The organism is Burkholderia sp. LS-044 (assembly GCF_004803625.1).
Lineage (GTDB): Bacteria > Pseudomonadota > Gammaproteobacteria > Burkholderiales > Burkholderiaceae > Burkholderia > Burkholderia cepacia.
Map to the genome: position 1 here is coordinate 438719 of NZ_SSWO01000006.1, position 20986 is coordinate 459704.

Below are 20986 nucleotides of genomic sequence, written 5' to 3' on the forward strand. Positions count from 1 at the left end.
CGGCGCCGCCGCGGCTTCCCCGATGAACCGACCGCTGCCCATGTCTTTTCGCATCCTGCTCGTCGAAGACGACACCCGCCTGTCCACGCTGATCGCCGGCTACCTGCGCAAGAACGACTATGAAGTCGATACTGTGCTGCATGGTGACGCCGCGGTGCCGGCGATCCTGTCCATTCGTCCCGATCTCGTCATTCTCGACGTGAACCTGCCGGGCAAGGACGGCTTCGAAATCTGCCGGGAGGCGCGCAAGCAGTACGACGGCGTGATCATCATGGTGACGGCCCGCGACGAGCCGTTCGACGAGCTGCTCGGCCTGGAATTCGGCGCGGACGACTACGTGCACAAGCCGGTCGAGCCGCGCATCCTGCTCGCGCGGATCAAGGCCCAGCTACGCCGTGCGCCCGCGCGCGCGCCCGAGAGCAGCGCGCCGCAGCCCGAGCGCTACGCGTTCGGCAAGTTCTCGATCGACCGCACCGACCGCTCCGTCGTGCTGCCCGACGGCAGCACGCCCGACCTGACGTCGGCCGAATTCGACCTGCTGTGGGCGCTCGTGTGCCATGCGGGCGAAGTCGTCAGCCGCGACGACCTGATGCTGCAGTTGCGCGGCGTCGAGTTCGACGGCCTCGACCGCACGATCGACGGGCGCATCTCGAAGCTGCGCCGCAAGCTGCGCGACGACGCGAGCAACCCGCAGCGGATCAAGACGATTCGCAGCAAGGGTTATCAATTCAGCAAGCACGCGTGGGAATGACGCGGCCTTCGGGCGACGCCGTCACGTTCCGCGCGGGCATTCCCCCTGCCGGCCGGGAGCCGAGATGATCCGACGAACCCGTTCGCACCCCGATGCACCGCCGCTGCCGACGCTGCGCTACGTCAAATGGCGCTGGCTGCATTTCCGCCGCGCGTGGACCGATACGCGCGCCGACCGCATTCCGAGCTGGTCGCGCCTTTACGTGCGCACCTACCTGCATCTGCTCGGCCTCGTGCTGCTGACCGCGCTCGTGCCGGCGCTCGCGCTGTGCGTCGAATTGTCGCCGCAGGTCGTGTGGCATGCGTTCGATTCGTTGCCCGGCGACATCTGGATCGTGCTCGTGTTCGTGTTCGCCGCACCCGCGCTCGCGGCGTACCGGTGGATGCGGCCGGTGTGGTCGGATCTCGTGATGGTGCGCGAGCGCGCGATCGACTTCACGGGCGGGCGCTTCAACACGCGCGCGCGCGAATCGCACAGCGTGATCATCGGCCCGCTCGCACGGACGCTGAATGCGCTCGCGATGCGGATGGAACGCCTGATCGCCGCGCAGCGCGACCTCACGAACGGCATCTCGCACGAGCTGCGCACGCCGCTCGCACGCGTGCGTTTCGCGCTCGAAATGCTGCGCGAGCCAAGTTCCGCGGCCGAATACCAGAGCGCGCTCGAGAGCATCGCGCAGGACGTGACCGAGCTCGAGGAACTGATCGACATGAGCCTGACGTTCGCGCGGCTCGAATACAGCTCGCTGCAGTCGAATCTCGAGATGACGGCCCCCGTCGCGTGGTTCGAACACCAGGTCAGCGACGCGCAGCTGCTGTATCCGGAACGCGCGATCGAGTCGCGCATCGCGATCGCGTCGGACCTGCGGGTGAAGATGGACCGGCGGCTGATGTCGTACGCGATGCGCAACCTGCTGCGCAACGCGAGCAAGTACGCGAAATCGCGGATCGTCGTCGGGATCTCGCTCGTGCACGGCAACATCGGAATCTTCGTCGAGGACGACGGCCCCGGCGTGCCGGAGAGCGAGCGCGAGCGGATCTTCGACGCGTTCGTGCGCCTCGACCGCCGCACCGGCGGTTATGGCCTCGGCCTGTCGATCACGCGTCAGGTGCTCCACGCGCACAACGGCCGGATCGCGGTCGTCGACCCGGTGGAACTCGGCGGCGCACGCTTCGAGATCAGCTGGCCGGTCTGACGATCCGCAACACGAGTCCCGGGCCCCCGAGCCTCGACAGCAACCCCGCACGACCCCACGACAGCCGCGCGCGCCGGATTCGAGCGCGTCGCCGGCTTGTCCCGCCGTTCCTTTCCCGTCCCGATGTCCGCCCGCACCGCCACCCCATGACGATTCGTTTGCCGTGCGTGCGCGCTTTGCATTACGATTGCAATTGCAACTGTGTGGGCGGGCCGATCCGTGTCGGTGGAGGCGGGCGGCCCGCGACGCAGCCGTGAAGTCGGGGCAGCCACGATGGCCGCTCCGTTGTTCATGCATTCCTGTCAGGGTCATACGTCATGCGGCTTTTGAATATCGTGTCTTCTCCCCGCGGCGCGAGGTCGGCGTCGATCGCGGTCGCCAATGCCTTTGTCGATGCGTTCCGGGAAACGGGCGCATCGATCGACGTCGATACGCTGAATGTCTGGGAAGAAGACTTGCCGGACTTCGGCAGCGACGCGATCGGCGCGAAGTACAAGGGCGTCGCCAACGCGCCGATGGACGACGCGGAACAGTCGGTCTGGCGGCGCATCCAGGCGCTGGTGAAGCGCTTTCAGGAAGCGGACCGGATCGTCGTGGGCGTGCCGATGTGGAATTTCGGCTATCCGTACAAGCTCAAGCAGCTGATCGATCTCGTCAGCCAGCGGAACATGCTGTTCACGTTCGACGGCAAGGCCTACGCCCCGCTGCTGGAGATTCCGCGGGCACTGGTCATCCATGTTCGCGGACAGAGCCGGGAGACGGGCGCGGGTGCCGACAATCCCGGGTTCCGGCATCAGGCCGACTACATCGAATTCTGGTTGAGGTTCATCGGCGTGAGCGAGGTCAGGAGCCTGACCGTCGAACACACGTGGGGGGCGCGGGCGAGCGACAGCATCGAACGGGCGCAGGCCCGGGCGGTCGCGATGGCCGCGGCGTTCTGATCCGGGCGTGTCGCGCGAAGGCGTGGCGGATGCCGCCGAAGCGGCACCCGCGCACGCTCAGTACGTGCGGCCGAGCTGCAGGTAGAAGTTGCGGCGGCCGCCGGGCCCGAGCGCCACGCCGAGGTAGACCGGCCCGAACGCGGTCGACAGACTCGTGAAGAACGTATAGCTCTGCTTGAGCGAGCCGCCGCCGATCTGCTGCCCGCTCGACCAGACGTTGCCGACTTCCGCGCTGGCGCCCACCGACAGCGCCTTGATCGGCGATGCGTTGAACGTCATCAGCTGGTTCATGTAGGTCACCTGCGCATACGCGAGCTCGTTGCCGTTCAGCTGGTCGGCCGCATACGCGGACAGATGCTGGAAGCCGCCGAGCGTGAAGTTGAACGCGTTGTTCAGGTTGGTGCCGCCGATGCTCTTGCCGCCTTCGATCGTCGCGCTGACGCTGTGGCTGCCGAACTGCTGCGCCACCATCGCCTTGCCGTAGATCTCGGTGTAGGGCGCGCTGTTGATGCTGTCGTCGAATTCGCTTGCCGAGCCCCCGTTGCGCGACACCAGCGAGCGCTCGATGCGGAACTCGGTGAAATAGCCCTTGCGCGGGAACAGCGGATCGTCGAGCTGGTCGATGACGAGCCGCGCACGCGCGATCAGCGCCTGCGACGTGAAGCTCGGCCACAGCAGCGTCTGGCCGCTGCCGTCGCCGAACGGGGACGGCAGGTTGTAGGTCGGCGAACCGTGCCCGGTCACGTACCCGATGCCGATCCGGAAATCGCCGAGCCGCGCGATCGGCAGGCCGAGGTCGATCCCGGCGCGCGCGGTCTGCATCAGGTACTGCGTGATCTTCACGTCGCCGGAGTCGTCGTACAGGTTCGCGTAGCGGCGCTGGTATTCCGCGTAGGGCGACAGATAGACGCCGTAGGCCATCGACAGCGGCTGGCGGAGTTCGACGCGCGCCGATTGCAGGTCGCTGCCGATCGTCGTGTCCGCGCGGAATTCGAGCCCCGATTCGGTGAGCCACGGGCGCCGGTAGCCGACGTGCAGGCGGAAGCCGCCCTCGTCGGTCGAGCTGCTCGACATGCCGAGCCCGAACAACAGGAAATTCGGCCCCCAGTATTTCTCGCGGGCGTCGATCTCGAGCACGTTCTCGTCACCGTGGCTCACGATCTGCTGCGTGACGCTCTCGAAGTTGCCGCCCGTCGTGAGGCCGAGCAGATCCTGGCTGACGGTGTTCGGATCGTACGTGTCGCCGGGCTTCACGTGCAGCGCGTTGCTGACGACCCGCTTCGGCACGCCGCCGGAGGTCTTGATCTCGATACGCGTGATCCGGATCGGCGGCGGCAGCGGTTGCGCGTGCGCGGAGCGGTACGCCGCATATTGTTCCGGCGTGAGCGCGAAGCGCTGCAGCTTCGGCAGCGCCGCGGTCGCGGCGGCCGCGCCGGCGGCGATCGCCTGCTTCGCGTTCTGGAAATCGGTGAACGCGAGCGAGCCGAGATCCGGCGTGAGCAGCACGTCCTGCGCGTCGAGCTGCTTGCGCTGGGCGGTCACGTTCTGGCGGATCAGGATGCCGACCATCTGCTGCATCACGTCGGCGGGCGACGCGAGCGCGTCGAGCGGGCGCAGTTGCGAACCGATGTCGACCGCGATCACGACGTTCGCGCCCATCTGCCGCGCGGTGTCGACGGGCAGGTTGCTGACGAGCCCGCCGTCCACCAGCGCGCGCCCGTTGATCTCGGCCGGCGCGAACAGGCCCGGCATGGCCATGCTCGCGCGGATCGCGAGCGGCAGCGAGCCGTGGTCGAGCACGACCATCTGGCCCGTCTGCAGGTCGGTCGCAACCGCGCGGTACGGGATCGGCAGGCGGTCGAACGGCTGGTTGGTGGGCACGGCGGCCGTCCAGTTAGCGAGCAGCGCCTGCAGCCGGTTGCCCTGCACGAGGCCGACCGGCGCCTTCACGCCTTTCTTGCCGAAGCCGAGCGTCAGCCCGTTGATGTACAGGCGTTCGTCCTCCCGGCTGGTTTGCGGCAGGTCCGCGCGATCCGTCACGTCGAACGCGATGTCCGCGAGGTTGACCTCCGACAGCCGCTTCTGCATCTCGCCGGCAGCCATGCCGCTCGCATACAGCCCGCCGACCACGGCACCCATGCTGGTGCCCGCGATGCAGTCGATCGGGATGCGGTTGTCCTCCAGCACCTTCAGGACCCCGAGATGTGCGTAGCCGCGCGCGCCGCCGCCGGACAGCACGAGGCCGATCGACGGGCGGCCGGCCGGGCCGCCGTCGGCGTCGCAGGTGTGCCCGGATGCGGCGGGCGTGGCAGCCGGCGCGCTGGCGGCGGTGGCCTGGGCGGCGGCGGATTCGGGGGCCGGCAGCGGTTGCGCGGCGACCGTGCAGCACCAGAAGGCGACGAGCGTCGTGCAAAGCGGGCGCACCCGCGCCCAGCGGAAGGAAACGGTCGCTGTCATGGTGGAAATACCTGGCGTGATCGGGCGTCTGAGGCCTGCCGGGAGCAGGCAAGACCGAGAGATTACCGTGTTTTACAGACGCAATGCGAGAGGCTGTGGCGTAGCCGGATGTGTCCGGAACGGCACATTTGACAATTGCGTCGCGAAAAAATCATCGGAATTGCCTAAAGTATCGGAACGATTTGCCGCTAAGTCCGTGATGGAGCGGCATGGCCGCGCCACGGAAATGCGGCGCGGCTGCCCCGCGTCCGTTCGATTACAAAGGTTTGATATGTCGACACCGCTGTTCGGAAAGTTGTTTGCGCAACCCGTTGCGATCGACCCTGGAACGGCAAGTACGCGGATTTATACGCACGAACGCGGCGTGGTGCTGAACCAGCCGTCGGTCGTCTGCTTCCGCAAGGCCGGTGCGACCGACGCACGGCCGACGCTCGAGGCCGTCGGCGAGCTCGCGAAGGCGCTGCTCGGCCGCGAACCGGGGCATCTCGAAGCCGTGCGGCCGATGCGGCACGGCGTGATCGCCGACGCGCACGCGGCCGAGCAGATGATCCGCAGCTTCATCGACATGTCGCGCACGCGGTCGCGTTTCGGCCGCCGCGTCGAGGTCACGCTGTGCGTGCCGTCCGATGCGACGGCCGTCGAGCGCCGCGCGCTCCGCGAGGCCGCGTTCGCGGCAGGTGTATCGGAGGTCGAACTGATCGAGGAATCGCTGGCGGCCGGGCTCGGCGCGGGCCTGCCGGTGACCGAGCCGGTCGGCTCGATGGTCGTCGACATCGGCGGCGGGACGACGGAAGTCGCGGTGATCGCGCTCGGCGGCATCGTCTACCGCGAGGCGATCCGCGTCGGCGGCAACCAGTTCGACGCGGCGATCGTCAATCATGTCCGCAACCTGTATGGCGTGCTGCTCGGCGAGCAGACGGCCGAGCACGTGAAGCAGTCGATCGGCTCGGCCACCAGCGCGGTGCCGCGCAGGTCGACGCGCGCGGTCGGGCGCAGCGTCGGCGACGGCCTGCCGCGCTCGATCGAGCTGTCCAACCATGACGTGGCGGACGCGCTGGTCGCGCCGCTCAAGCAGGTGATCGGCGCGGTGAAGTCGGTGCTGGAGAACGCGCCGGCCGAGCTCGTGACCGATATCGCGAATCGCGGCGTGGTGCTGACGGGCGGCGGCGCGCTGCTCGCGGATCTCGAGCGCCTGCTGTACGACGAGACAGGCCTCGTCGCCCGGATCGCCGACGAGCCGGCCACCTGCGCGGTGCGCGGCGCCGGCGAGGCGATGGGGCGGCTCGCGATGTGCCCGGTCGACTGATTCGGGCCGGGCCGTGCATCGCGGCACGGTCATTCACATTCTTTCCATCTCCGTAAATCTCCGCAGGTTTTCTCTTTCCAATTGCCTGCCCGCTTCGCCGGGCACGCTGCTCCGGTCGACTTGCCGGAAGGCCGGCCATCGTCCGGCATCGTTCCGCCGCGTGGACACCCGAACGCGCACCGTGCTAGCGTTACGCGCCCGCGCGGGGCCGGGCAAGCCGAAATGCCCGGCGAGCCTGAGCCCGACGACCTGAGAGACCGAAAACCTTGAAAAACCGCACCAAACGGGGCTTCTTCGCCCGAACGGGCCGCCTGCTGGCCATCGTTGCCTGCCTGTGGATCGTCGCAGCCGCTGCGCTCGTCGCGCACGGGCTGCGGATGCCGAGCGAGCCGGCCGACGTTGCCGTGATCTTCGGCAATGCGCTCGACGCGACCGGCGCGCCGAAGCCCGTACTCGCCGCCAGGCTCGATGTCGGCGTGCGCTGCTACCGCACGGGGCAGTGCCCGGCGTTCCTGGTCAGCGGCGCGATCGACGGCCCCGGGCTGAACGAGGCGACCGCGATGCGCGACTATCTGGTGGCGCGCGGCGTGCCGGCCGACCGGATCGCGGTGGACGACCAGGGCGACAACACGCTCGCGACGGCGCAGCACACGCTCGCTTACCTGCAGGCGCACCGTGTGTCGCGCGTGCTGATCGTCAGCCAGTTCTATCACCTCGCGCGGGCGCGCCTCGCGTTCGAGCGTGTCGGCATCGCGCGGGCGAACATCTCCGCCGCGTATCCGGCCCGTTTCCAGTTGCGCGACATCTATTCGAGCTGGCGCGAAGTGCCGGCCTACGCGGTGTATGCGGTGCGGTTGTGGGTGAACCCCGATGCGCGGCCCGTCTCGTTCCGGCCGATGCTTTATCTGATACGGCTGTTTTCGTCACGCGGTGCGGGTCTTCCGGTCGACGCGTGACGAACATCGACGTAACCCTGGAAGTGCCGGACGTTTCGTCTGATGAATGGCGGCGGGTGGATTATCGTGCGTCGATCCTTTCCGGGCATGTAGATATTGCATTGCAAAAAAATCTGGCCGCGATAATCGCGTGGATATCGGTGTTTTCACGGATGCGTTATTTTCGCTGCTGTAAATAAATATCCAGGAAATTGGCAAAAGGAATACGGATTTACCTGTAAGACGCGTTCCGATAAGTAAAAAATGCGCGCCCGCCGGACCTCGATCAAATGGGGAAAAGATCGACTGGAAAAGCCTGTTTTTTTGATATAGCCTTGTCTGACAAAAGCAGGGCGGTGATCAAATCAACCAGAAAATCGCTGCAGAAAAACAGGGGCCATCGACATGTCATTCGGCTAGTTTCACGCCTGCCTTCCCGGGCCAATTAAAGATTCGTCCATGAATTAACCGACGTCGCATCGCGACAGCCGGGGCGGACGCTTTTGTCCGCGATTTTATGCTGGCGGCCGTTCGATTTCACGGTAATACCAATTCCAATAACGAGGGAAAGCATGAATCTTGCGCGTTCGAAAAAAGCCGGCGAACCGTTTCCGAGATTGCTGTTGCCGACGGGCGTTTTCCTGGCGTTGTCCGGCGCCGGTATCGTGCCCGCCCAGGCGACCTGCAGCACGGCAGGCACGACGGTAACCTGCTCCGGGGTCGCCAATCCGCTTGCGCCGAGCTATGCGAACAGCGCGAACAACATCCACGCCACCGTCAATCCCGGTGCGAGCGTCGGCGTGCTGCTCGGCGTCGGCGGCACCGCGATGTCGCTGACCGGCAACAACACCATACTGACCAACAACGGCACGATCGACCCGTCCGCGCTCGGTTCCGGGCTCGGCGTGCTGTCGAGCGGTGCGGTGATCGGCAATGCATCGGCGAGCCTCGGCACCAGCGTCACCAACAACGGCACGATGAACGGCACGACCGGCGTGGCGATCAGCGGCGTGACGGGCATGGCGCTGTCGGTCCAGAACGGCACGGGCGGTACGTCGACGATCAACAACACCGGCACGATCGGCTCGAACCCGCTGGTCGGCGCAACCCTCGTCGGCGCGGACGCGCCCGTGGTGGCCGCGTACGGCGGCGCCACGGTCAACATGACGAACAGCGGGACGATCAACGGTCGCGTGTCGCTCGGCTCGAACGGCACGCCCGGCCAGGGCAATACGTTTACCAACTCGGGCACGATCAACGGCGGCGTGTCGATGGGCGCGAACAGCACCAACACGTTCAATGCCGTGACGGGCTCGTCGGTCAATACGGCGGGCGGCACCGGCGGCGGGTTCAACATCACGATCGGCCCGAACACGATCAACGTGGCGGCGACGGGCACGGTCGACGGCGGCGCGGGCGGCGACAACACGCTCAACCTGAAGCAGGGCACCAGCGCGAACGGCACGATCGCGGTCAACAACTACGTCAACTTCAATCACGTCGACGTCCAGGCCGGCAACTGGACGATCAACGGCGCGTCGACCGCGCAGGACACGACGCTGTCGGGCGGCGTCGCGATCATCGGCAACAACGCGTCGCTCGGCACCGGTAACGTCACGGCCAACGGCGGCGCGCTGCAGGCGGGTACCGCCGGGCTCAACGTCGGCAACACCGTGACGCTCGGCGCGGGCGGGCTGACGGTGCAGGGCGCGACCGGGCTCACGCTGTCGGGCGCGGTGACGGGCGGCGGCGCGCTGACGAAGAACGACGGCGGCACGCTGACGTTGACCGGTGCGAACAGCTATACGGGCGGCACGAACCTGAACGGCGGCGGCATCGTCGTCGGCAACAACGGGGCGCTCGGCAGCGGTGCGCTGAACGTCAACGGCCCGGCCTCGCTCGACTCGAGTACGAACACGACGCTCGCCAACAACGTCAATCTCGCCAACGGCACCACGCTGACGGTCGGCGGCAGCAACAATCTCGGGCTGGCCGGCACCATCAACGGCAACGGCGGCATCGTGAAGAACGGCGCGGCGACGCTGACGCTGACGGGCGCGAACACCTACACCGGCGACACGACGATCAACAGCGGCACGCTCGCGGTGGGCGCGGGCGGCAGTCTGGCCTCGACCGGCACCGTGAACCTGACCGGCGCCGGCGCGACGTTCGACGTGGGCGGCGCATCGGGCACGCAGGCGATCGGCGCGCTGGCGGGCTCGGCCGGTACCAGCGTGAACCTCGGCGGCAATTCGCTGACGCTGAACGGCACCGTCAATGCGACGTACGCCGGCTCGATCGGCGGCGCGGGCGGCATCACGCTCTCCGGCAGCGGCACGCAAACGCTCACGGGCACGAACGTGTACACGGGCGGCACGAACCTGAACGGCGGCAACCTCGCGGTCGGCAGCAATACGGCGCTCGGCATCGGCGCGGTGAACGTCAACGGCTCGTCGTCGCTCGATGCGATCGCCAACGTATCGCTCGCGAACAATGTCAACGTCGCCACCGGCACGACGCTCACGCTCGTCGGCAGCGCCGATGTCGGCCTGAGCGGCACGGTCTCGGGCGGCGGCGGTCTCGTGAAGAACGGCGCGGCGACCGTGACGCTGTCCGGCGCGAACAACTACGCCGGCGGCACGACGCTGAATGCGGGCGGCCTGGTGCTCGGCAACAACTCGGCACTCGGCACGGGCGCGTTGACCGTCGGCGGCGCGGCGACGCTCGATACGAGCGCGAACCTGTCGGTCAACAACGCCGTCAACCTCGCCAACAGTTCGACGCTGACACTGGGCGGCAGCCATGCGCTCACGCTGAGCGGCGGCATTTCCGGCGCGGGCGCCCTCGTGAAGGACGGCGCGGCGACCACGACGTTGACGGCCGCGAACACCTACACGGGCGGCACGACGATCAACGCGGGCACGCTGGCGATCAGCGGCGGCGGCAGCCTGGCGTCGACCGGCGCGGTGAACCTGGCCGGCGCGGGCGCGGCGCTCGACCTGAGCGGCGCGACCGGCGCCCAGTCGATCGGCGCGCTGTCGGGCGTGGCCGGGACGAACGTCAACATGGGCGGCAACGGGCTGACGCTGGGCGGGACGGCCAGCGGCACCTTCGGCGGCGCGATCGGCGGCACGGGCAGCCTGACGCTGGCCGGCACCGGCACGCAGACGCTGAACGGCGCGAGCACCTACTCGGGCGGCACGAACCTGAACGGCGGCAGCAGTGTCGTGCTCGGCAACAATGCGGCGCTCGGCACGGGCACGCTGAGCGTCGCTGGCGCGGCGACGCTCGACACGAACACGAGCCTGTCGGTCAACAACGCGGTCGATCTTGGCAACGGTTCGACGCTGACGCTCGGCGGCAGCAACGCGCTTACGCTGAACGGCGGCATCGCCGGCGCGGGCGGTCTCGTGAAGAACGGCGCGGCGACCACGACGCTGACGGGGACGAACACCTACACCGGCGGCACGACGATCAATGCCGGCACGCTCGCGGTGGGCGCGGGCGGCAGCCTGGCGGCGACCGGCGCGGTGAACCTGGCCAACGCGGGCGCGGCGCTCGACCTGAGCGCTGCGACGAGCGCGCAGACGATCGGCGCGCTGTCGGGGGTGGCCGGGACGAACGTCAACATGGGCGGCAACGGGCTGACGCTGGGCGGGACGGCCAGCGGCACCTTCAGCGGCGTGATCGGCGGCACGGGCAGCCTGACGCTGGCCGGCACCGGCACGCAGACGCTGACGGGCGCGAACGCCTATACGGGCGGCACGAACCTGAACAGCGGCGGCCTCGTGCTCGGCAACGGCGGGGCGCTCGGTTCCGGCGCGCTGAACGTTGGCGGCGCGGCGACGCTCGACACGACCACGAGCCTGTCGGTCAACAACGCGGTCAATCTTGGCAATGGTTCGACGCTGACGCTCGGCGGCAGCAACGCGCTCACGCTGAACGGCGGCATCGCCGGCGCGGGCGGTCTCGTGAAGGACGGTGCGGCGACGACGACGTTGACGGCCGCGAACACCTATACGGGCGGCACGACGATCAACACCGGCACGCTGGCGCTCGGTGCCGGCGGCAGCCTCGCGGCGACGGGCGCGGTGAACGTGGCCGGCGTGGGGGCGACGTTCGACGTGAGCGGCGCGACGGGTGCGCAAACGATCGGTGCACTGAGCGGCGTGGCCGGCTCGGCCGTGAACCTCGGCGCGAACGGCCTGACGCTGAGCGGGACCGCCAGCGGCAATTTCGGCGGCACGATCGGCGGCACCGGCGGCCTGACCGTGGCCGGCACGGGCACGCAAACGCTGTCCGGCACGAACACCTACACGGGCGGCACGACGATCGACGCCGGCAGCACGCTGGCGCTCGGCGCGAACGGCAGCCTCGCGTCGACCGGTACGGTGGACCTCGCCGGTGCGGGCGCGACGTTCAACCTGAGCGGCGCGTCAGGTGCGCAGACGATCGGCGCGCTGACCGGTGTGGCCAGCACGAACGTGAACCTCGGCGCGAACGGGCTGACGCTGAGCGGCAACGGCAACCACGCGTTCGGCGGGACGATCGGCGGCACGGGCAGCGTGACGTTCGCGGGTGCCGGCACGCAAACGCTGACGGGTGCGAATACGTACACGGGCGGCACGACGATCAATGGCGGCAGCACACTGGCGCTGGGTGCGAACGGCAGCCTGGCGTCGAGCGGTGCCGTGAATCTTGCCGGTACAGGCGCGACGTTCGACCTGAGCGGCGCGTCGGGTGCGCAAACGATCGGCGCGTTGAACGGCGCGGCGAATACGAACGTCGATCTTGGCGCGAACGGGCTGACGCTGAGCGGGACGGCCAGCGGCACCTTCGGCGGCGTGATCGGCGGCACGGGCAGCGTGACGTACGCGGGCACCGGCACGCAAACGCTGACCGGCGCGAACACCTACACCGGTGGCACGACGATCGACGCCGGCAGCACACTCGCGCTGGGTGCGAACGGCAGCCTGGCCTCGGGCGGTGCCGTGAACCTGGCCGGCGCAGGCGCGACGTTCAACCTGAGCGGCGCGTCGGGTGCGCAAACGATCGGCGCGTTGAACGGCGCGGCGAATACGAACGTGGATCTTGGCGCGAACGGGCTGACGCTGAGCGGGACGGCCAGTGGCACCTTCGGCGGCGTGATCGGCGGCACGGGCGGCGTGACGTACGCGGGCACGGGCACGCAAACGCTGACCGGCGCGAACACCTACACCGGCGGCACGACGATCAACGGCGGCAGCACGCTGGCGCTCGGCGCGAACGGCAGCCTGGCGTCGGGCGGTGCCGTGAACCTGGCCGGCGCAGGCGCGACGTTCAACCTGAGCGGCGCATCGGGCTCTCAAACGATCGGCGCGTTGAACGGCGCGGCGAATACGAACGTGGATCTTGGCGCGAACGGGCTGACGCTGAGCGGGACGGCCAGCGGCACGTTCGGCGGCGTGATCGGCGGCACGGGCAGCGTGACGTATGCAGGCACGGGTACGCAAACGCTGACGGGCGCGAACACCTACACCGGTGGCACGACGATCAACGCCGGCAGCACACTCGCGCTCGGCGCGAACGGCAGCCTGGCGTCGGGCGGTGCCGTGAACCTTGCCGGCGCAGGCGCGACGTTCAACCTGAGCGGCGCATCGGGCTCGCAAACGATCGGTGCATTGAACGGCGCGGCGAATACGAACGTGGATCTTGGCGCGAACGGGCTGACGCTGAGCGGGACGGCCAGCGGCACGTTCGGCGGCGTGATCGGCGGCACGGGCAGCGTGACGTACGCGGGCACCGGCACGCAAACGCTGACCGGCGCGAATACGTACACGGGCGGCACGACGATCAACGGCGGCAGCACACTCGCGCTGGGTGCGAACGGCAGCCTGGCCTCGGGCAGCGCGGTGAACCTCGCCGGCACGGGCGCGACGCTCAACCTCGGCGGCGCATCGGGCGCGCAGACGCTCGGCGTGCTGAGCGGCGGTACCGGCACGAACGTGAACCTCGGCGCGAATACGCTGACGCTGAACGGCAGCGGCAACAACACGTTCGGCGGCGCGATCGGCGGCACGGGCAGCGTGACGTTCGCGGGCGCCGGCACGCAGACGCTGACCGGCGTGAACACGTACACGGGCGGCACGACGATCAACGGCGGCAGCACGCTGGCGCTCGGCGCGAGCGGCAGCCTGGCTTCGGGCAGCGCGGTGAATCTCGCCGGCACGGGTGCGACGTTCGACGTGAGCGGCGCATCGGGCGCACAGACGTTTGGTGCGCTGAGCGGCGCGACCGGCACGAACGTGAACCTCGGCGGCAACGCACTGACGTTGAACGGAAGCGGCGGGACATTCGGCGGGGCGATCGGCGGCACGGGCAGCGTGACGTTCGCGGGTGCCGGCACGCAAACGCTGACGGGTGCGAATACCTACACGGGTGGCACGACGATCAACGGTGGCAGCACGCTGGCGCTGGGTGCGGGCGGCAGCCTCGCGTCGGGCAGCGCGGTGAATCTCGCCGGCACGGGCGCGACGCTCAACCTCGGCGGCGCGTCGGGCGCGCAGACGCTCGGCGTGCTGACCGGCGGTACCGGCACGAACGTGAACCTCGGCGCGAATGCGCTGACGCTGAACGGCAGCGGCAACAACACGTTCGGCGGGGCGATCGGCGGCACGGGCAACGTGACGTTCGCGGGCGCCGGCACGCAGACGCTGACGGGCGTGAACACCTACACGGGCGGCACGACGATCAACGGCGGCAGCACGCTGGCGTTGGGGGCGGGCGGCAGCCTGGCGTCGGCGGGCGCGGTGAATCTCGCGGGCACGGGTGCGACGTTCGACGTAAGCGCCGCGACGGGCGCACAGACGATCGGTGCGCTGACCGGCGCGGGCGGCACGAACGTGAACCTCGGCACGAATGCGCTGACGCTGAACGGCAGCGGCAACAACACGTTCGGCGGGACGATCGGCGGCACGGGCGGCGTGACGGTTGCCGGTAGCGGCACGCAGACGCTGACGGGCGCGAACACCTACACCGGCGGCACGACGATCAACGGCGGCAGCACGCTGGCGCTGGGTGCGGGCGGCAGCCTGGCGTCGGCGGGCGCGGTGAATCTCGCGGGCACGGGGGCGACGTTCGACGTAAGCGCCGCGACGGGCGCGCAGACGATCGGCACGTTGAACGGTGCGACCGGCGCGACGATCAATCTTGGCGCCAATGCGCTGACGTTGAACGGCAGCGGCAACGGCACGTTCGGCGGGACGATCGGCGGAGCGGGCGGCGTGACGATCGCCGGCACCGGTGTGCAGACGCTGACGGGCGCGAACACGTACACGGGCGGCACCACGATCGCGGCCGGCGGCACGCTGCAACTCGGCAACGGCGGCACGTCGGGCAGCATCGCCGGCAATGTCGTCGACAACGGTGCGCTGATCGTCAATCAATCCGGCAACGTGACGATTGCGAGCGTGCTGTCCGGTGCGGGCTCGCTGACGCAGGCCGGCAGCGGGCAACTGACGTTGACGGGCACCAGCACCTTGAGCGGGCCGACCACGGTCAGCGCGGGCACGCTCGCCGTCAACGGGTCGCTCGGCCAGTCGACCGTCACCGTGCAGAACGGCGCGACGGTCACGGGCACCGGCACGATCGGCGGCCTCGTGGTGCAGGGCGGCGCGACGGCGGCCGCGTCGCAGCCGGGCGCGGCGCTGAACGTGGGCGGCAACGTCACGTTCCAGCCGGGCTCGACGTTCCAGGTCGCGGCTTCGCCGCAGCAAAGCGGCAGCCTTGCGGCGGGCGGCACGGCGACGCTGAACGGCGGCACCGTGCAGGTGCTCGCGAACCAGAGTGGCTACCAGCCGAGCACGACCTACACGATCGTGACCGCGGCATCGGGCGTGCAGGGCGCGTTCAGCCAGGTGAATGCGAACTATGCGTTCCTGATGCCGACGCTCAGCTACGACCCGAATCACGTGTACCTGCGACTGATCCAGAACGGCACGTCGCTGCCCGACGTCGCGACGACGCCCAACCAGCGCGCGGTCGCGGCCGCGCTCGGCGGGCTCGGCGCCGGCAACCCGCTGTACGACGCAGTCCTGACGACCGACGTGCCGACCGCGCGCCGCGCATACGGGCTGCTCGACGGCGAACTGCAGGCGAGCCTGAAGAGCATGCTGCTGCTCGACAGCCGCTACGTGCGCGACGCGGTGACCGATCGCGTCCGCCAGGGCCTCGCGCCCGGATCGGGCCCGCTCGCCGCGCTGTCGTCGGGCGGCGCCGCGCTGTGCGGCGACAACACGGCCGGCGCGGTCGACCCGACGCTGCCGCCGGAACGCCGGATCGGCTCGCGCGAGGGCTGCTACGGCGGCACGTCTTATCAACCGGTGGTCTGGGGGCAGGCGTTCGGCGGCCGCAGCCGGCTCACCGGCGACGGCAACGCGTCGACGATCAACCGCAGCATGACGGGCTTCATCGCCGGTGCCGACATGGCGCTCAACGACAAGTGGCGTGCGGGTCTGGCCGCGGGCGTCACGCACAGCTCGCTCGACAACGCCCAGAGTTCGTCGGCGTCGGTGAACAGCTACTACCTGTCGCTGTACGGCGGCGCGCAGTACGGTGCGCTCGGCGTGCGCGGCGGCGCGTCGTACACGTGGTACCGGATCAACAGCGACCGCAATCCGGGCTTCGCGGGCTTCTCCGATCACGATTCGGCCGGTTACGACGCGAATTCGGCGCAGGTGTTCGGCGAAGTCGGCTACGCGCTGCCGGTCGGGCCCGTGGCGATCGAACCGTTCGCGGGCCTCGCGTATGTGAACCTGCATACCGACGGGTATACGGAAACGGGTGGCGCGGCCGCACTGCGCGCCGGCGGCGAGACGACCCACGTCGGCTTCTCGACGCTCGGCTTGCGCGCGGCGTCGCAGCTCGGCTCGATCGGGAGCGGCACGTTCACCGCGCGCGGGACGGTCGGCTGGCGGCATGCGTTCGGCAACGTGCGGCCGTCGTCGGCGTTCACGTTCGCGAACGGCGGCACGTCGTTCCAGGTGTCGGGCGTGCCGATTGCCCGCGACAGCGCCGTACTCGAGGCCGGCATCGACGCGAACATCACGAAGCGCCTGACGCTCGGCCTCACGTACAGCGGCCAGTACGGCAGCGGCGTGCGCGACAACGCCATCCTCGGCAACATACTGTGGAAATTCTGATCCGCATTTGAAGTGCCTGTAAGCGACGCCAGGCGGCGACGGCAACGTCGTCGCCTGGCGTCGCGCTCTTTGCGTCGCTGCGCACGTTCCCCGTTCTGTCCTATCCTGTGCGAACCACGCGGCGCGCCACGCGCGTCGCGCTCGACACAGGAGCATCGATGCCGAATCACGCCGAAGCCACGACGACCCAGGCGCCGCAGGTTGCGCCAACTGCCCCGACCCCCGCGTCGGGCCCCGCATTCATCGCGCCCGAAGCCGATCCGCAGGCACTGGCGCGCAACAACCAGTACGTGCTGAAATCCGGCAACGCGTTCGTGGTCAGCGACGCGCTCGGCGACATCGGCGGTCATGACGACGGCCTGTTCGTCGACGACATGCGCGTGCTGTCGAAGTGGCGCTTGACGTTCGGCGGCCGCGCGCCGTCGCTGCTGTCGGGCGCGACGAGCGCCGACAACGCGTCGTTCACCGCCCACCTGACGAACCGCCCGCTGCCGCCGCTCGGCGGCCACGAAACGCCCGAGGGCGTGATCCACATCGAGCGGATACGCGTGCTCGCGGGCGACGTGCTTTACGAAGCGCTGACGCTGACGAACTACGGCTCGAGCGAGGCCGAGGTGCCGCTGTCGCTGTCGTTCGCGGCCGATTTCAAGGACATGTTCGAGGTGCGCGGCACGCAGCGCCCGAAGCGCGGCACCGTGGTGGCGCCGCGCGTCGACGCGGGCGCGGTGCGGCTGCGCTACGACGGCCTCGACAGCGTCGAGCGCAACGTGACCGTGCATTTCTCGCCGGCGCCCGACGCGCTGTCGGTCGATCGTGCCGACTACACGCTGACGATCGCCGCGCAGGCATGCGTGTCGATCTACCTGACCGTCGATGCGACGCTCGGCCCGGCGCACGAGGAAGGGCCGGGATGCGGCCGCGTTGCGCTGCGCACCGCGCTCGTCGGCGTGCACCGCGAAATGCGCGCGCGGCGCGAATCGATGGCGCGCGTGAACACCGGCAATCCGCTGTTCGATGCGTGGCTCGACCGTTCGCTCGCGGATCTCGGGCTGCTCACGACGCAGCTCGACACGGGGCCGTACCCGTATGCGGGCATTCCGTGGTTCTCGACGCCGTTCGGCCGCGACGCGGTCATCACGTCGTTGCAGATGCTCTGGCTGCAGCCGTCGCTCGCGCGCGGCGTGCTGCGGTTCCTGGCCGAGCACCAGGCGCGCGAGACTTCCGCGTTCCGCGATGCGGAGCCCGGCAAGATCATGCACGAGTTCCGCCGCAGCGAGATGGCCGCGACGGGTGAGGTGCCGTTCGCGCTGTACTACGGCGGTGTCGATACGACGCCGCTGTTCATCGTGCTCGCGGGCGCGTATGTCGAACGCACCGGCGACGATGCGCTGATCGACGAACTGTGGCCCGCGCTCGAGCGCGCCGCGCAATGGGTGATCGACAAGTGCGACCGCAATCCTTACGGACTGCTCGATTACCAGCGCACGTCGGAGCGTGGCCTCGCGAACCAGGGCTGGAAGGACAGCCACGATTCGGTGTTCCATGCGGACGGCCGCTTTCCGGACGGGCCGATCGCGCTCGTCGAAGTGCAGGCGTATGCGTGCGCGGCGCTCGATGCGATGTCGATGTGCTCGTACCGGCGCGGCCACGCGGCCGACGCCACGCGTTATGCGTTGCGCGCGAAGGCGCTGCGCGAGCAGGTCGACGCGCTGTTCTGGATGCCGGAAGGCGATTTCTACGGCATCGCGCTCGACGGTCATGGCGACCTGTGCCGCGTGTTCGCATCGAACGCGGGCCACCTGCTCGCGTTCGGGCTGCCCGACGCCGAGCGCGGCGCGGCGGTTGCCGGCGTGCTCGGCTCGGCGCTGTTCCAGACCGGCTGGGGCATCCGCACGCTGGCCGCCGGCCAGCCGCGCTTCAACCCGATGGCGTATCACAACGGCTCGGTGTGGCCGCACGACAATGCGCTGATCGCCCGCGGCCTCGCGCGCTACGGCGACAAGACGGCCGCGGTGAACCTGCTGCGCGCGCTGTTCGAGGCGGCGGTGAGTTTCGAGATGCGCCTGCCCGAGCTGTTCTGCGGGTTTCCGCGCCGGCGCGGCGAACCGCCGACCGCGTATCCGGTGGCCTGCCTGCCGCAAGCGTGGGCGGCGGGCGCGCCGTTCATGATGCTGCAGGCCTGCCTCGGCGTGAGCATCGACGCGTCGCGTCACGAGGTGCGCGTCGAGCGCCCGATGCTGCCGGAAGGCGTCGACTGGCTGCGGATCGACGCTTTGCGCGTCGGTGACGAAACCGTGTCGCTCACGTTCCGCCGCGTCGACGGCCAGGTCGTCGCGTCGGCGGAGCAGCCGGGCCGCGTGAAGGTGGTCGCGGTGCTGTAGCGCGGTGCCGCGCGAACGTTGCGCGATGTCGCGCCACGTTCGCGCGACGCGGCATAGAATCGTGACATGACCCTTGAACGATGGCGGAGGTAGACGATGACGACCGACAACCGGCCCGACGACGGCGAGCACAAGCTCGAGAATCTGGAAGCGGCGGTCGACCACCTGCACAAGTCGATCGAATCGCAGAGCATCGCGGTCGGCGCGGCGAAAGGCATTCTGTTCAGCCTGATCGAAACGCTCGGCGCGCTGATCGGCGATCCCGACCTGCCCGAGCATGCGCGCTCGGGTTACGAGGCGCTGCGCGACAAGGCGAGCGAACTGCGCGGCGGGCTTGACCGGCATTGATGCGCGGCTGGCGCCGGCGTTGGCCGAAAGGGCTGCGCCGGCGCTGCCCGATTCTGCAGACGAAGCACAAAACCCCCGTGCGCTCAATGAGTTAGGTGGCCGATGCGCAGGATATCCACAAGCTTGCCAACACAATCTGTGGAGAACCGTCCGGCCCCGGGCCGGAGGTGCGGCGCATGCCGTGCGAAAGCGCGTGCGGTGCCACACGGTTGACCGCGCAAGGTCCTTGTATCGAATCCCCTTTTGTATCAGCGTGTTACGCGCCGCATCGGCGGGATATCCACAGGCTTGCCAACATATTCTGTGGATAACTCGCAATCGATTGCGTCGCGACAGTTGAGGATCGGGCCTCCGAGGGGCCCGCTCGCGAAGCCCGTGCACACGGGCTGCCCGATGTCTGCGTCCGCACGCTAATTCGTGCGCGATCAACGGCTTAGGCCCCGGGTACCCAGGATATCCACATCCTTGCCAACACTTTCTGTGGACAAGCGGGGCCGTGTCATTCGGCCTGCGCCGCGGCGGCTGCTTCGGCCACGATCCAGTCGCGAAAGAGCGTCATTGCCGGCGTGAGCGGCTTCGACTTCAGCGAGGTGAGCCAGTAGCCGCCGGCGCGCACGTCGACGTCGAACGGCCGTGCGAGCAGGCCGAGCTGCAGTTCGCGTACGAACATGCATGCCGGCGCGAGCGCGACGCCCGCGCCCTGCATCGCGGCCTCGACCATCAGCCGCGACGAATCGAACACGGGCCCGTTGACCGCCCATGGCGCGAGCTGCGCGGCGTCGAACCAGCCGAGCCATTCGTCGGTGCGGTACGAGCGCAGCAGCGTTTCGTTCGCGAGATCGGCCGGTTGCGCGAGGCGTCGCGCGATGTCCGGCGCGCACAGCGCGGTGAGCGGCGCGTCGAGCAGGTGCTCGTTGCGCGTCGCCGGCCAGCTACCTTCCCCGAAGCGGATCGCGAAGTCGAGGCCCTCGGCGGCGAGATCGACGACGTTGTTGTTGGTCCGCAGCCGCAGCTCGACGAACGGGTGCGTATCGCCGAACTGCTTCAATCGTGGCATTAGCCAGCCTATGGCAAAGGTGCCGACGACGCCGAGCGACAGCACCTCGTGGAAGCGCCCGCCGTCGAACTGCTTGAGCACCGTCTCGATGCGGCTGAACGCGTCGCTCAGCACGGGCAGCAGCGCGCGCCCCTCGTCGGTGAGCCCGAGGCCGCGCGGCAGCCGCGTGAACAGCGTGCAGCCGAGCCGCTCCTCGAGCGAACGCACCTGCTGGCTGACCGCAGCCTGGGTCACGCTCAGCTCGAGGCCGGCGCGCGTGAAGTTCAGGTGGCGCGCCGACGATTCGAACGCGCGAAGGGCATTGAGCGGAAGATGAGGGCGGAGCTTGGTCATAAGATTTTCTTTTGTCAGCGCTCAATTATCGTTGCTTGTCAGGCAACCGTAAAGTCACGATAGTGCTGTCTCGGCGGCCGGCCGTTTTCACTATCGATTCGCC

11 protein-coding genes are annotated in these 20986 nt (G+C 68.9%); 9 read left to right on the plus strand and 2 right to left on the minus strand.

Translation table 11 applies throughout. From position 1 onward, the window contains the following. Positions 1 to 40: 40 nt before the first annotated feature. The 3 genes from E9536_RS18895 (at position 41) to E9536_RS18905 (ending at position 2887) form a co-directional block, all read left to right on the plus strand. Positions 41 to 751: a response regulator gene (locus tag E9536_RS18895; protein WP_027789596.1), complete on the plus strand. Its 711-nt coding sequence runs from the start codon at positions 41 to 43 to the stop codon at positions 749 to 751. 64 nt (positions 752 to 815) lie between these two features. Then, positions 816 to 1946 (plus strand): ATP-binding protein, encoded by a 1131-nt coding sequence (locus tag E9536_RS18900; RefSeq protein WP_060357657.1) that lies wholly within the window; start codon positions 816 to 818, stop codon positions 1944 to 1946. A gap of 317 nt (positions 1947 to 2263) precedes the next feature. Then, a complete protein-coding gene (locus tag E9536_RS18905; protein ID WP_060066705.1) occupies positions 2264 to 2887 on the plus strand; it encodes an NAD(P)H-dependent oxidoreductase in 624 nt (207 codons plus the stop codon). Between the two features lie 57 nt (positions 2888 to 2944). On the opposite strand, the gene E9536_RS18910 is transcribed toward E9536_RS18905, so the two are convergent. Further along, positions 2945 to 5344 carry a patatin-like phospholipase family protein gene (locus E9536_RS18910; RefSeq protein WP_060357656.1) on the minus strand — a complete coding sequence of 800 codons (2400 nt, stop codon included), beginning with the start codon at positions 5342 to 5344 and terminating at the stop codon, positions 2945 to 2947. Between the two features lie 271 nt (positions 5345 to 5615). Here E9536_RS18910 and E9536_RS18915 point away from each other — a divergent pair, with 271 nt between their 5' ends. The 6 genes from E9536_RS18915 to E9536_RS18935 all read left to right on the plus strand — a co-directional run bounded on the left by E9536_RS18915 (position 5616) and on the right by E9536_RS18935 (position 19493). Next, a complete protein-coding gene (locus E9536_RS18915; RefSeq protein WP_027789592.1) occupies positions 5616 to 6650 on the plus strand; it encodes a rod shape-determining protein in 1035 nt (344 codons plus the stop codon). A gap of 266 nt (positions 6651 to 6916) precedes the next feature. Next, positions 6917 to 7606: a YdcF family protein gene (locus E9536_RS18920; protein WP_059698253.1), complete on the plus strand. Its 690-nt coding sequence runs from the start codon at positions 6917 to 6919 to the stop codon at positions 7604 to 7606. Next, positions 7603 to 7785, plus strand: coding sequence for a hypothetical protein (locus E9536_RS41465; protein WP_168799539.1), 183 nt, complete (start codon positions 7603 to 7605; stop codon positions 7783 to 7785). The genes E9536_RS18920 and E9536_RS41465 overlap by 4 nt, the downstream gene beginning before the upstream one ends. 372 nt (positions 7786 to 8157) lie before the next feature. Then, positions 8158 to 16764, plus strand: a complete 8607-nt coding sequence (locus tag E9536_RS18925; protein ID WP_136470388.1) for an autotransporter-associated beta strand repeat-containing protein — start codon at positions 8158 to 8160, stop codon at positions 16762 to 16764. 158 nt (positions 16765 to 16922) lie between these two features. Continuing rightward, a complete protein-coding gene (locus tag E9536_RS18930; RefSeq protein ID WP_027789590.1) occupies positions 16923 to 19145 on the plus strand; it encodes an amylo-alpha-1,6-glucosidase in 2223 nt (740 codons plus the stop codon). 96 nt (positions 19146 to 19241) lie between these two features. Then, positions 19242 to 19493, plus strand: coding sequence for a hypothetical protein (locus E9536_RS18935; protein ID WP_006482135.1), 252 nt, complete (start codon positions 19242 to 19244; stop codon positions 19491 to 19493). Between the two features lie 499 nt (positions 19494 to 19992). Here E9536_RS18935 and penR read toward each other — a convergent pair whose 3' ends face one another. After that, positions 19993 to 20883 (minus strand): beta-lactamase transcriptional regulator PenR, encoded by an 891-nt coding sequence (penR, locus tag E9536_RS18940; protein ID WP_021158802.1) that lies wholly within the window; start codon positions 20881 to 20883, stop codon positions 19993 to 19995. Positions 20884 to 20986: the final 103 nt, after the last annotated feature.